Annotated in this window: 12 protein-coding genes; 2 read left to right on the plus strand and 10 right to left on the minus strand. The window is 52.6% G+C overall.

Features of this window, described 5'->3' with window-relative positions:
• Positions 1–44: 44 nt before the first annotated feature.
• Entirely contained in the window at positions 45–1,052 is a 1,008-nt protein-coding gene (locus B1A75_RS02455; RefSeq protein ID WP_074043663.1) for a CAP domain-containing protein, read from the minus strand.
• Between the two features lie 187 nt (positions 1,053–1,239).
• Between B1A75_RS02455 and B1A75_RS02460 the strand changes: the two genes are divergently transcribed.
• On the plus strand, positions 1,240–1,599 hold the full coding sequence (locus tag B1A75_RS02460; RefSeq protein WP_013523323.1) for a YugN family protein: 360 nt from the start codon (positions 1,240–1,242) through the stop codon (positions 1,597–1,599).
• A 26-nt stretch (positions 1,600–1,625) separates the two neighbouring features.
• Here the strand turns inward: B1A75_RS02460 and B1A75_RS02465 are convergent, their stop codons facing one another.
• The 8 genes from B1A75_RS02465 to cyoE form a co-directional block, all read right to left on the minus strand.
• Positions 1,626–1,931 (minus strand): Asp23/Gls24 family envelope stress response protein, encoded by a 306-nt coding sequence (locus B1A75_RS02465; protein WP_074043664.1) that lies wholly within the window; start codon positions 1,929–1,931, stop codon positions 1,626–1,628.
• 296 nt (positions 1,932–2,227) lie between these two features.
• The gene (locus B1A75_RS02470; RefSeq protein ID WP_074043665.1) at positions 2,228–2,683 is read right to left on the minus strand and encodes a DUF420 domain-containing protein; all 456 of its coding nucleotides are present in this window, start codon (positions 2,681–2,683) and stop codon (positions 2,228–2,230) included.
• 48 nt (positions 2,684–2,731) lie between these two features.
• The gene (gene ctaG, locus B1A75_RS02475; RefSeq protein WP_074043666.1) at positions 2,732–3,634 is read right to left on the minus strand and encodes a cytochrome c oxidase assembly factor CtaG; all 903 of its coding nucleotides are present in this window, start codon (positions 3,632–3,634) and stop codon (positions 2,732–2,734) included.
• Positions 3,635–3,737: 103 nt separating this feature from the next.
• Positions 3,738–4,070, minus strand: coding sequence for a cytochrome c oxidase subunit IVB (gene ctaF / locus B1A75_RS02480; protein ID WP_042380111.1), 333 nt, complete (start codon positions 4,068–4,070; stop codon positions 3,738–3,740).
• Between the two features lie 4 nt (positions 4,071–4,074).
• Positions 4,075–4,695, minus strand: coding sequence for a cytochrome c oxidase subunit III (gene ctaE / locus B1A75_RS02485; RefSeq protein ID WP_074043667.1), 621 nt, complete (start codon positions 4,693–4,695; stop codon positions 4,075–4,077).
• Positions 4,695–6,566, minus strand: a complete 1,872-nt coding sequence (ctaD, locus tag B1A75_RS02490) for a cytochrome c oxidase subunit I (RefSeq protein ID WP_042380117.1) — start codon at positions 6,564–6,566, stop codon at positions 4,695–4,697. Before ctaD ends, ctaE begins: the two co-directional genes overlap by 1 nt.
• A gap of 22 nt (positions 6,567–6,588) precedes the next feature.
• A complete protein-coding gene (coxB, locus tag B1A75_RS02495) occupies positions 6,589–7,662 on the minus strand; it encodes a cytochrome c oxidase subunit II (RefSeq protein WP_042380122.1) in 1,074 nt (357 codons plus the stop codon).
• A gap of 76 nt (positions 7,663–7,738) precedes the next feature.
• Positions 7,739–8,668 (minus strand): heme o synthase, encoded by a 930-nt coding sequence (gene cyoE / locus B1A75_RS02500; RefSeq protein ID WP_042380125.1) that lies wholly within the window; start codon positions 8,666–8,668, stop codon positions 7,739–7,741.
• Positions 8,669–9,049: 381 nt separating this feature from the next.
• Between cyoE and B1A75_RS02505 the strand changes: the two genes are divergently transcribed.
• Complete coding sequence (locus tag B1A75_RS02505) at positions 9,050–10,003, plus strand: COX15/CtaA family protein (RefSeq protein ID WP_137088723.1); 954 nt, start codon at positions 9,050–9,052, stop codon at positions 10,001–10,003.
• A 73-nt stretch (positions 10,004–10,076) separates the two neighbouring features.
• On the opposite strand, the gene pyc is transcribed toward B1A75_RS02505, so the two are convergent.
• Positions 10,077–13,520: a pyruvate carboxylase gene (pyc, locus tag B1A75_RS02510; RefSeq protein WP_074043670.1), complete on the minus strand. Its 3,444-nt coding sequence runs from the start codon at positions 13,518–13,520 to the stop codon at positions 10,077–10,079.
• Between the last annotated feature and the right edge of the window lie 47 nt (positions 13,521–13,567).

Genomic DNA, 13,567 nt, shown 5'->3' on the forward strand with positions numbered 1-13,567 from the left:
TGCCATATCATATCGCATCCAGCACGCAGAGGTGCGCCCAATTTTTAGAGCGGCGTAAAGAAGTTTTGCGTATAATAATCGGCGTAGACGCCAACGCCCAAGCGAGTGAACTCTTCGTTCAACATAATTTTCCGATGGTTTTGGCTGTTCAGCCATCCGATGGTCGCCTCGACGCCATCGACTTGATGGGCGGCGATATTTTCCCCGGCAAGCTGGAACGGAATGTGAAGCGCGCCAAGCCGCTTCGATAAATCGCCGTACTGCGGCGACTCGTGGGAGAAAAACCGGTGATCATGCATATCTCGGCTATGTTTGGCGGCAGCGGCGGCGGCCTTGTCATCCCACATGAGAGGAGAAAGTCCGTGGCGGCGGCGGATCAAATTCGTCCAGTCAAAAATTTGCTTCGCGTTGGCTGCATCAACAGTCTGTCGCTTTTCTTCCGACAGCGGCGCGGCCGCCGGCAGGCTGCCGCGGTAAACGAGCTCGTACGGCCGCAACTTGACGAACGTTTCCGCATCCATCAAGCGGACGGCCGCCACCTCACCGGTAAAGCGGTCAACGTACAGCTGGGCGTAGACGCTGCCGACTTTGACGACCGGCCTTGACGAGTAATCTTGTTCAGACAGCTCAAACCGGTATGTCCCGCTGCCTAGCTTAATCTCAATGTTCGATAGCACCGGCATCGTTTGAAAAATCGTCTGCAACCGCTGGCCGATCGCAAACGGCTCAACGTTCACCTTTTCTCCGCCAACAAGGGCGGTGACGACCCGGCCGCGCAAGACACCAATCTGCACGTACGACTCCGAGCGACGGCTGTACACCCACCAGTCATACCCGTAAGCTGACGGGTCGATCCGGTCTGGAGCGCCAAGCAGTTGTTTCGCCTCTTGCGCCGATTGCCCGAGCAACGCAACCATGCCGGCCGTCGCCTTCGGCTCTTTCAACATGTATCTATTCGTCTCTGGCTGCTCCGGGGGGCTCGGGGGTGGCGGGCTCGGCACAAAATAATACAATCCGATCAAGAAAAACAAAAAAAGGAAAAACCATTTCACACAGCAACTCCCGCTTTCTGCCCAATCTCCTTATTGTCATTATAGCTGTTTTTTAGAGGCAAAAAAAAGAGGACGCCCAAAAAGACAAACAATTCGTTGAAAAGCAAACCGTTTTCGTACTATTATAAATGAGGGGATGATTTCCTGTTTGGCGCTTTTACATACTGTGTTGTTAGGAGGAAGAAAGATGAAGTTTGAAAATACCGGACTGGAAAATCAGACGGTCGAACTGTCCCGCCTTGATGACATTATGGAGCGCCTCGGCTTTGTGCGCGCGGCGCAATGGGATTATGAACGGGTCACATACGACCGGAAATACGTCGTGAAAGAAGGCACCTACTATTTGCGCGTTCAAGGATACGCCATCGAGGGAGACGTCGATTCGCGCTATGCACTCATTAAGTTGCTCACGCCGATTTTAGGGAAACATTACTATCCACACGGCGTCGAATACGGCGATGATGAACATTTTCCGTCCTCTCTTGTCAGCCAATGCCAAAACGTGTTGGCGCAGGTCAAAAGCGAGCTTGAAAAAATCAAAGAATAATCAAAAAACGCATGAGAGCACGGTTCTCATGCGTTTTTTTCTGGCATGACAAGCCGTTTGACGACAATGTCGACCGCCTCGGCGACATATGGCGTCATCGCGGCGATCTCCTCGGCGATGTGCTGCTGCAGCTGGCGGCAAACCGCCATCACCGGCGCCCCATATCGAATGGACATCCTTACCGTGACGCGGCACCGCTCGCCTTGGGCAACGGTGATGAACACCTCACAATCGTCAAGGGCGACCGCCGCTTGGTCGCGCACACACATCATGACAATCGTCAACAGCGTCGCTTCCACGGCGCTCCGTTTCCGATAGCGGAACGTGTTCACCGCCTTCTCCCCCCGCTGCACAAAATCACGTCTATATAGATGCAACGAAAAAGTTTAACATATCCTTGATGAAAAAGTCGCTTGCCTATTTTTCGACTGTCGGAGGCAAGCCACAAGCTTGCCTTCGCCACGCCTTAGCGTGACGGAAGACCGAACAACTACCCGGAAGCGGCGTTGTTCGGTCGCCCGACAGTCGATCAAATCGCTCTGTAAAAGCTGCAAACGTTAAATCTTCAAATTGCATCTATATATTCTATGCTATGCAACCACCGCTTCCCTTGCTCCTTGCCCGCGGGTTAAAAACCGAGCACCGCCTTGATGAGCGACGTCGTTTGGCCCCCTGGATAGAGGACATAAAGCAGCCAATAGACGACCACCCCGGTTGAGGCGCTGCCAAACCAAATGATGCTTGTGATCGGCCCGAGCCGACGGTGGCGGGCCCGCTTGTCTTTTAATCCCGTCCAAATCGTGACAAGGCCAAACACTGCCCCGACCGTCGCTAAAATAATATGGAAAATGAGAAACAGCGTATAATACACTTTGACGTTCTCCGGTCCACCAAAGCTCGTATTGCCGATAAACAACGTCCGTGACATGTAAATGATGAAAAACAGCAACGCAAACGCCGCTGCCGTCAGCATCACCTTTTTATGCGCTTCGATCCGCCTGCGGCTGATCAAATACCACCCATAAGCAACAAGCAAAGCGCTGATCACGATGCAGCTCGTGCTGATTGTCGGTAAAACCGCCATCGCTTCTCTCCCTTTCTTCTTTGTTCATCGTTGGCGGCCAACCACGCTTTACAGTTTGGTCGGCCGCGGCTCCATATCCATGCTTGGCTCTTTCTCCCGCTCCTTCCGATACCATTCGGTGAAGATGAAGAACAGCATCGTCCCGTACACGATTTCCTGGATGATTTTCATCAACACTCCGCCGAGCTGCTGGTCATGGAGCGGCGACATCGATAAAAACATTTGCGGCCCGGTCAAATCAAGCGAAGCCAACGTTCCTTGAGGAACGCATAGAGCCAGCGCGGTCATCCATGCTTTCGGGTCAGTATACGTCGCATAAAGCGGCGTATCGGTAAAAATGATGAGCGCGCAAGCCGGGGTCAACAGCATGCCGTCAGCGAAAATGTAACCCATTTTTTTTAAGCCGGACAGCGTTTGCCAATCGGGCAGCTTATTGACAAGCGGCCACCACATGCAAAACGCGGCAACGAAAATGACCGAGGTAACAAACGCATGCAGCCACATATTCATTTTCACGGCGTCAAAAATGAATGGAACGTGATAAAGCGAAAACAAACCGTTAAACAGCAGCAACGCCACAATCGGCTTTGTCAACAGCCGAAACACGCGGCGCACCGCTGCGATGCGGAACGCACGCTCATAAAGCGGCGCCGGAATGCCTAAAATAAAACATTGCGGCACGATCAAATACAGCACTGCCATTTGCACCATATGGGCAGTGAACGTCAAATGGCCCATCAAATCCACCGGAGACCCTTTGCATATATAAAGAAGCACGATCCCTGTCAAAAAATACGCCTTCTGCTTCCCCGAAACCGCATCACCGAGGCCGAAACGCTGCCGCCATGGCCCAGTTATCCCAATGTACAGCAACGCAACCGCCGCTAACACAAGCAAAAAAAACGGACTCCAAAGGGCAACAGGGCCAAACATTTGCAGCGATTGAAACATACGAATCCCCTCCTGATTTGTCCTTTCCCATTATACTACACGACGCCGCGCCAGGGCTATTGAAAAAAGGGGAAACCGGCGCAAAACCGATTCCCCCTTTTGCCTACCACCAAACGACCGTCGTAAACGCCCAAACAAGTAGAAGCATGACCGCCACGCCGCCGTAAATAAACATCGCCGGAAATTCGTGGCCTTTATGGCTCATGTGCATGAAATAATAAAGCTGGAATGCGACCTGCACGGCGGCCAAAAGCAAAATAAACGGAACGACAAACCAATGGGAAAACTCTTCGTAACCAACGGCGGCGAAAGCGATGAGCGTCAGCAAAATCATCAAGACGAATGCAATCATTTGATGGCGCATCTCTTCCGCGTTTTTCCGCCGGCGATACGCCAAATCGACGCGTTCATTTCCAGAGTTCGTTTGGTTCGCCATACGTTCACCCCACCATTCCCATCAAGTATACAACCGTAAAAATGAACACCCAGACGACGTCGATGAAGTGCCAGTAAAGGCTCGCGACGTAAAATTTCGGGGCGTTGTATAAATTCAACCCACGCTTAGCGTTGCGGATCATGAGCGTCAGAATCCAAAGCAATCCGAACGCGACGTGGCTTCCGTGCGTGCCAACGAGCGTGTAAAACGCTGAAGAGAAAGCGCTGGTCGTAAACTTATGGCCTTCATGGACATACTCATAAAACTCGTAAATCTCAAGGGCCAAAAAGCCGGCGCCAAGCAAAACGGTAATGCCAAACCAGAGCTGCATCTTTTTAAAATCAAAGTTTTTCATATGATAAATGGCATACACGCTCGTCAAACTGCTTGTTAGCAGCAACATTGTCGCCATGAACACGATCGGCATTTGGAACAGCTCTTCGGCCGAAGGGCCGCCGTTCGTTTTATCTTTCAGCGCCAAATAGGTGGCGAAGAGAGAGGCGAACAGCACCGTCTCTCCGCCTAAAAAGAGCCAGAAGCCGAGAAACTTATTTTTCCCCTCAAGGGTGGCGCGTTCCGGCGCGGCCGGAAACGTCTCGGCCGTCAGTTTTTCCTCTGCATGCATCAGGCGTTCGCCCCCTTCTTCTCAAGTTCAAGCACTTCTTCTTTATGGATGTGGAAACCGTGATCATCGATCACTGAACGCAAGAACATCGAACCGAACGTAATGAGCAGCCCGAGAATGCCGACCGGCAAGCCCCATCCAGCATCGTTATGATACGTAAAGCCGAAGGCGGCGACAAACAGGCCGAACGAAATAATAAACGGCAGGAATGACGAGTTCGGCATATGAATGTCGCCAAGCGGCTCCGCCGGCGTCAATTCTTTTTTGCCTTCCATTTTTTCAAGCCAGAAGGCGTCCAAGCCGCGGACAAGCGGGGTTTGCGCAAAGTTGTACACCGGCGGCGGCGAAGCGATCGCCCATTCGAGCGTGCGGCCGTCGCCCCAGGCATCGCCTGGCACTTTTTCCCCTTTTACCGTCGTAATCACAATGTTAATGAGCAAAATGACCGTTGCGATGGCCATAAAGAACGCCCCGACCGTGCTGACGAAGTTCCCCGTCTCCCATCCTTGGTTCGGCAAGTACGTGAACACGCGGCGCGGCATCCCCGTCAAACCGAGGAAGTGCTGAATAAAGAACGTCAAATGGAAGCCGATAAAGAACAACCAGAATGTAATTTTGCCAAGCGTTTCGTTCAACATGCGGCCAAACATTTTCGGCCACCAGTAATGCGTGCCGGCAAGCAGAGCGAACACAACCCCGCCGACAATGACGTAATGGAAGTGAGCGACGACGAAATAGCTGTCATGGTATTGGTAATCCGCTGCAGCCGCCGACAGCATAACCCCGGTCACCCCGCCCATGACGAACGACGGAATGAAGGCGACCGCATAATACATCGGCGTCGTAAACTTGATGCTTCCGCCCCACATGGTAAACAACCAGTTGAAAATTTTGACTCCTGTCGGAACGGCGATCGCCATCGTCGCAACAGCAAAGATGGCGTTCGCAATCGGTCCCATACCAACCGTAAACATATGATGCGCCCATACCATGAACCCGAAAAAGGCAATAAGCACAGTTGCAAACACCATCGACGAATAGCCGAACAGCCGCTTGCGCGAGAACGTCGCAAAGATTTCCGAGAAAATACCGAACGATGGCAGGATTAAAATATATACTTCCGGATGACCAAACACCCAGAACAAGTGCTCCCAAATGATCGTGTTGCCGCCGGCAGCCGGATTAAAGAAGTTGCCGCCAAACAATCGATCCATCATCATGAAAATCAAGCCGACCGTCAACGGCGGAAACGCAAACAAGATGAGCGCCGATGTCACAAACGTCGCCCAAGTGAACATCGGCATGCGCATAAACGTCATGCCCGGAGCGCGCATGTTGATGATCGTCACAAGAAAGTTAATGGCACCCATGATCGTTCCGAAGCCGGAAATTTGCAAGCCAAGCGTATAGAAATCAATGCCATGATGGGCTTTTGAATCAAGCGCCAACGACGCATACGACGTCCACCCAGCATCAGGCGCGCCGCCTAAAAACCACGAACAGTTTAAAAACAGCCCGCCAAAGAAAAACATCCAAAACCCAAGCGCGTTCAAAAACGGGAACGCGACGTCGCGCGCGCCGATCTGCAGCGGCACGACCGCGTTCATAAACGCGAAAAGAAGCGGCATCGCAGCCAAGAAAATCATCGTCGTCCCGTGCATCGTCAGCACTTCATTGTACAGCCCGCCGACAAGAAAATCATTGTTTGGCTTCACGAGCTGAATGCGGATGAGCAACGCCTCGAGACCGCCGAGCAAGAAGAAAAACCCGCCAGCAATTAAGTACAAATGGGCGATTTTTTTATGGTCGACCGTCGTCAGGTAATCCCATAAAACGGCGCCAACACCCTTTTTGCGAGCGATCGTACTCACAGTGAAACCTCCCTTTTATGCCTTATTCCACTTTTAAGCTCATCAAATATTTCGCCAATGCATCAATTTGTTCTTCTGACAGTTTGCCATATGTACCTGTCATTTTATTTCCAGGTTTGACGCTTTCAGGATCTCTAAGCCATTTTTTCAAGTTTTCTTCATTATGCTCCAAAATGCCGGCAATCCGTTGGCGATCGCCAAAGTTCGCCAAGTTCGGCGCCGTACGCGCTTGCTCCGGACGCTTGTCGAGCGGTGTTACCGCATGGCAGCCAATACAGCTTTTGTTGAAAATGGCTTCCCCTTGTTTGGCGACCGGATCGGTGACAACCGGTTTTTTCGCGTTTTGCATCTTTTTCACCCACGCGTCAAACTGATCACGCGGCAGCGGCCGAACTTTAAAGTCCATCAATGCATGCGATGGACCGCAAAGCTCCGCACATTTGCCGTAAAAGACGCCGCCGGCTTTATCGGTCGCTTTTTGGTCAAAAACAAGCCAAAATTGGTTTTTGTTATCGGTGTTCGTATCCATTTTGCCGCCGACCGCCGGAATCCAGAACGAGTGTTTGACATCCGACGCGATCAAGTTGAAATACACTTTTTCATTCGTCGGCACAACCAAATCTTGACTTGTAATAATGCCGTAGTCCGGATATTCAAACTCCCACCAGTACAAGTTGGCGCGCACATTGACAACGACCGTGCCTTTTTTATCGCGGTCTTTGTCATTCATCGCCTTCACATCAGCCAGTTTAAACGTTGTCAATACCGTCGGAACGGCTAAAATGAGCAAGAGGATGATCGGAATGACAGTCCAGATAATTTCCAGCTTATGGCTCCCTTCCACTTGCTTCGGGATTTTATTTTCTTCCCCCTTGCGCCGCCGGAAGCGGATGACAACGTAAACAAAGATAATCGCTACGACGACAATGACGAGCACCATGATCGATGTGCTCAACAGCATGAGCGAATACTGCATGTCCGCTACTTCACCGGCTGGCTGGAGCGTCGATAAAAACGGCTTGCCGCAGCCGGCGAGCAGCAGCGCCATCATCCCGAACAGGGAAAATAAGCGCCAGTTACGCAGCCCTTTCTTCATAGCCTAATCAAACCCCTCTTTCTTTGATGGATAAATGTATATAAATTCTTTCACAAAGAAAGAATTTTACCTTAATTCACCAAAGCGTAGCGATGACCATCGCCACGAACAAAATCGTCAAGTAGTTGAGCGAATAGACGAACATCCACTTCGCCCATTTGATGTCATCTTTCATTTTCAAGCCCGCCAATCCCAACAGCAACCAGCCGACATTGAGCAGCGTGGCCACCGTTAAAAACGGCACGCCGAGCGAGAACAAGTAAAACGGCAACGGCAACAAACACGCCACCCAAACGATGATTTGCCGCTTCGTCATGGCAAACCCGTGGACGACCGGCAACATCGGAATGCCGGCAGCGCGGTATTCTTCGCATCGCTTCATCGCCAACGCCAAAAAGTGCGGCGGCTGCCATAAAAACATGATTAAAAACAGGATGAGCGGAACAATATGGAAATCCGGATCGACCGCCGTCCAGCCGATTACCGGCGGCACAGCGCCGGAAATGCTGCCGACAACGGTGTTGATCGTGTAATGGCGCTTCGTCCAAAGCGTGTATAAGAAGACGTATGTCACCACACCGATCAATCCAACGACCGCAGCCGTAACCGTTGTCATAAGCAGGCTCATCTCACCGATCACGACAAGCGCCGCCCCAAGCCAAAGCACCCGCCGTGGATCCATCGTCCCCGTGACGGTCGGGCGCGCTTTCGTCCGCTCCATATACCGGTCGATGTCACGGTCAATGAAGTTGTTGATGCTGCACGAACCGGCGATGACAAGCGCCGCTCCGAACAGCGTGAAAAAGACAAGATGCAAGTTCTCCAAAAAATGTTCCCCAGTAAAATAAAACGCCAGCCACATTCCGGCGAATGTTGTAATCAAATTGGAATTGACAATTCCGATTTTCACAACAGACGACCATTCTTTCCAAAGCGCCTTGACGCCAGCCTGCGGACGATGCCCCGCATCGGCCGCGGCTTGATGCACCGCTTTCAAATCAGCCATTTCTCCTGTTCCTCCTCGCTGCGCCGCCCCATCCTATAGACAGCGCCATCATAGTGCCTGAAATTCCTTCCAATGAGAAATAACAAAAATGGGCTGTTTTCTCTTTATATTAAATCACATTTTTTTCTCAGCATGTGAACTTTTTTTGAATAATTTGTGTCAAATTTTTGAATCCGCATGCCCAAAACGGCTCATTCGCTTGTCCCATTAATATTTCTAGCAAACTTAATCGACTTATTCAATATGCAAACGTCATTTTGTGTTTCCCGACGCCATCGTGTAAAATAGACTTGGCTTGGCAACACGGTTGGCTGCAATAAAATCCATCACTTTACTAATATGGACAAAATCACAATTTCTCAATACAAGAAGGTGAAGATTTTGCAACGTTCACTGAAATGGTTTGCCTCGGCAACCACGTTGGCGATGCTGTTTGTCCTGATCGGCGGGGCGCTCGTGACAAAAACCGGCTCCGGCATGGGGTGCGGCCGATCATGGCCGCTGTGCAACGGCCAATGGGTGCCGGATCACATTACGCCCGAGCTCATCATCGAGCTGAGCCATCGACTCGTTTCCGGCCTTGCCGGCATCATGGTGCTCATCCTTTCCATCTGGGCGTGGCGAGCCATTGGCCATGTGCGGGAGACGAAATTTTTAGCTGTCATATCGTTCGTCTTTCTCGTCTTGCAAGGGCTGATCGGCGCCGCCGCGGTCGTGTGGGGGCAGTCCGATTTCGTCCTCGCCTTGCATTTTGGCATTTCGCTCATTTCGTTTGCCGCTGTGCTGCTGTTGACGCTATTGATTTTTGAAATCGACAAAACGTTTTCCGCCGCTTCGCTTTCCCTTGACGGCAAAATGCAGTTTCATATTTACGGCATCACCATATACTCATACATCGTCGTCTACACCGGGGCGCTCGTGCGCCATACGAACGCCAGCCTCGCCTGTCCGAGCTGGCCGCTTTGCGCGAAAACGCGCCTCCTCCCGGTTCAGTTTCATGAATGGGTGCAGATGGGCCATCGATTGGCGGCTGCTGTCATCATCATTTGGATCGCCGCCGCCGCGATACATGCCGTCCGCCATTACCGCCGGCAGCCGGTCATCTACTACGGATGGCTCATCGCCCTTTTTCTCGTGCTCGCGCAAATGACGACTGGAGCGCTTGTCGTTTTTACGCAGCTGAATTTATACATTGCCTTGGCGCACGCCTTTTTCATTTCCTGCCTGTTCGGTGTGCTCAGCTATTTATTGCTTTTGGCGCTCCGCACCCGCCGCGCGCCGGTAAAAGCCGCCGGCCATTCAGCTGGGGAAGCGGCGCCGGCCACGTTGAAATGACGGCCATCCGTCCGCAAACAAACAGGGATGCCCGCAAACTTGGGCATCCCTTTTTTGTGCGGTATAGACCGTTTCATTTGGACAGCTCGATCAGCAGATCGCCCGCTTGAATGGCGTCGCCGCTTTTGACGTAAATGTCTTTGACAATGCCGGCAAACGGCGCCTGCACCGTTGTTTCCATCTTCATCGCTTCCGTAACCATCAAATGGTCGCCTTTGTCAACTTTTTCTCCTTTCTCCACGAGCACTTTCACCACCGTGCCCGGCATCGTCGCCGCAATGTGGTTCGGGTTCGTCCGGTCAGCCTTGATGCGCTCAGCGACAGCCGCTTTGATGCTTTCATCGCGGATGATGACTTCGCGCGGCTGGCCGTTCAGCTCAAAGTAGACGACGCGTGTACCGTCCGCCTGCGGCTGGCCGATCGACACAAGCTTGACGATGAGCGTTTTTCCGCGCTCGATCTCCACTTCGATCTCCTCGCCAAGGCGCATGCCATACAGGAACGTCGGTGTATCGAGCACCGAAATGTCGCCGTATTTTTCGACCGTTTCGGCATATTCCAAAAACACTTTCGGATAAAGCGCATAGGCAATGGCGTCAAAGTCGGTCACTTCGCGGCCAAGCTTGTCGTACAGCTCCCGCTTGATTTGCTCGAAATCGACCGGCTCGAGCAACTCGCCCGGACGAACGGTGATCGGTTCGCGCCCTTTCAAAATAATGCGCTGCAACTCTTTCGGGAACCCGCCATGCGGCTGGCCTAAATAGCCTTCGAAAAACTCCACGACCGAGTCCGGGAAATTGAGCGTTTCACCGCGTTCAAAAATGTCTTGCTCCGTCAAATTGTTTTGCACCATGTAAAGCGCCATGTCGCCGACAACTTTCGATGATGGCGTCACTTTGACGATGTCGCCGAACAAGTCGTTGACGCGGCGGTACATTTCTTTCACTTCATCCCACCGATCGCCGAGGCCGACCGCTTTTGCCTGCTGCTGCAGGTTGCTGTACTGGCCGCCTGGCATCTCATGCATGTATACTTCCGTATGCGGCGCGTTCATGCCGCTTTCAAACTCCTGATAAAATTTGCGCACATCTTCCCAATAGCGGGCCAACTGCTCAAGGCCGTAAATATCGACCTCCGGCGCTCGCTCCGTTCCTTCAAGTGCATAGTAGAGCGTATTGGCGCTTGGCTGCGACGTCAAGCCGGCCATCGAGCTGACGGCGACATCGACGATATCGACGCCGGCTTCGATCGCTTTGGCGTACGTGTAAATGCCGTTGCCGCTCGTATCGTGCGTATGCAAATGGATCGGAATGTCGACCGTTTCCTTGAGCGCGGAGATGAGCACGTACGCCGCCTGCGGCTTCAACAGACCAGCCATATCCTTAATGCCCAAAATGTGCGCTCCGGCTTGCTCGAGCTCTTTCGCCAAGGCTTTGTAATAATCCAAATTGTACTTCGGCCGGTTCGGGTCAAAAATATCGCCCGTATAGCAAATAGCCGCCTCGGCGATTTTGCCGCTTTGCCGGACGGCATCGATCGCTACCGTCATCCCTTTCACCCAGTTTAGGCTGTCGAAAATGCGGAAGACATCAATGCCGGCTTGCGCCGATTTTTCAACGAACTCGCGGATGACGTTGTCGGGATAGTTTTTATACCCCACGGCGTTGGCCGAGCGAAGAAGCATCTGGAACAGCACGTTCGGGATGCGCTCGCGCAGCTTCAACAGCCGGTCCCACGGATCTTCTTTCAAAAAGCGGTACGCCACGTCAAACGTCGCCCCGCCCCACATCTCAAGCGAGAACAAGTTGGGCAGCAAACGCGCCGTCGGCTCAGCGATCCGCAACAAGTCGATCGTGCGGACGCGCGTCGCCAACAACGACTGATGGGCGTCACGGAACGTCGTATCGGTCAAGAGCACGCGCGGCTGCTCTTGGATCCAGCGAACAAGCCCTTCAGGTCCGCGTTCATCCAAAATTTGCTTCGTTCCCGCTGGGATCGGTTCCGTTTGGCTCACCTTCGGCACGCGCGGTTTGTCAAACACTGGCTTTTTCTTTTTGCCGATGCCAGGGAAGCCGTTGACCGTCACGGTGCCGATGTACGTAAGCATTTTCGTCCCGCGGTCTTTTCGGCGCGGGAATACAAACAATTCCGGCGTCGTATCGATAAATGACGTATCGTATTCCCCCGACAAAAATTTCGGATGCTGAACGACGTTTTCCAAAAACGGAATGTTCGTTTTAATGCCGCGGATGCGGAATTCGCGCAAGTTGCGCAGCATTTTTCTTGCCGCCTGTTCAAACGTCAACGCCCATGTCGACACTTTCACGAGCAGCGAATCGTAATACGGCGTAATGACCGCCCCTTGGAAGCCATTGCCGGCGTCCAAGCGCACGCCAAAACCGCCGCCGGAACGGTACGCCATAATTTTTCCCGTATCCGGCATAAAGTTGTTGAGCGGGTCTTCCGTCGTCACCCGCGACTGAATGGCGTAGCCGTTGATGCGGATGTCCTCCTGCTTTGGAATGCCGACTTCCGGGCTGTGGAGCGAAAATCCGTCGGCGATTAAAATTTGCGACTGGACGATGTCAATCCCGGTGATCATTTCGGTGATCGTATGCTCAACTTGAATGCGCGGATTGACTTCGATGAAATAAAACTCATCCCCGGAGACGAGAAACTCAACCGTGCCAGCGTTGACGTAGCCGACGCTTCTCATGAGCCGGACCGCCGCCTCGCAAATGCGCTCGCGCAGCTCGTCCGACAACGAGACGCTCGGCGCGACTTCAACAACTTTTTGATGGCGGCGCTGCACCGAGCAATCTCGTTCATACAAATGGACGATGTTTCCTTCATGGTCGCCCAAAATTTGCACTTCGATATGCTTCGGCTTTTCGATCAGCTTTTCGACATAGACATCGTCGCTGCCAAACGCCGCTTTCGCTTCCGACTTGGCGCGCTCGAACGCTTCTTTCACTTCCGACTTCGAGCGGACGATGCGCATGCCGCGGCCGCCGCCGCCCAGCGCCGCCTTGATAATGATCGGATAACCGTGCGTTTCGGCAAAGCGGACGACCTCTTCAAGGCCGCTGACCGGACCGTCGCTGCCCGGAATGACGGGAATGCCCGCCTTCATGGCCGCATGGCGCGCTTTCACTTTATCGCCGAACATATCCAAATGGTCTTCGTTCGGACCGATGAAAATGATCCCCTCTTCGCGGCACCGTTTGGCAAATTGGATGTTTTCCGACAAAAACCCATATCCCGGGTGGATGGCATCGACATCGTGGGCTTTGGCGATCTCAATGATGCCTTCGATGTCCAAGTAGGCTTCGATCGGCTTTTTCCCCTCACCGACCAAATACGCCTCATCCGCTTTATAGCGGTGATACGAGCCGGCATCTTCCTTTGAGTAAATCGCCACCGTACGGATGTCAAGCTCTGTGCAGGCGCGGAAGACGCGAATGGCGATCTCCCCGCGGTTGGCTACTAGCACTTTGCGAATTCGTCTTGTCCTCATCATGTCCCTCCTCCTTTATTTAATAAAAGTATAAAAGTTTTGGCGAT

Origin of the sequence: Geobacillus sp. LEMMY01 (assembly GCF_002042905.1) — a bacterium.
In the GTDB taxonomy this organism is placed as follows: domain Bacteria; phylum Bacillota; class Bacilli; order Bacillales; family Anoxybacillaceae; genus Geobacillus; species Geobacillus proteiniphilus.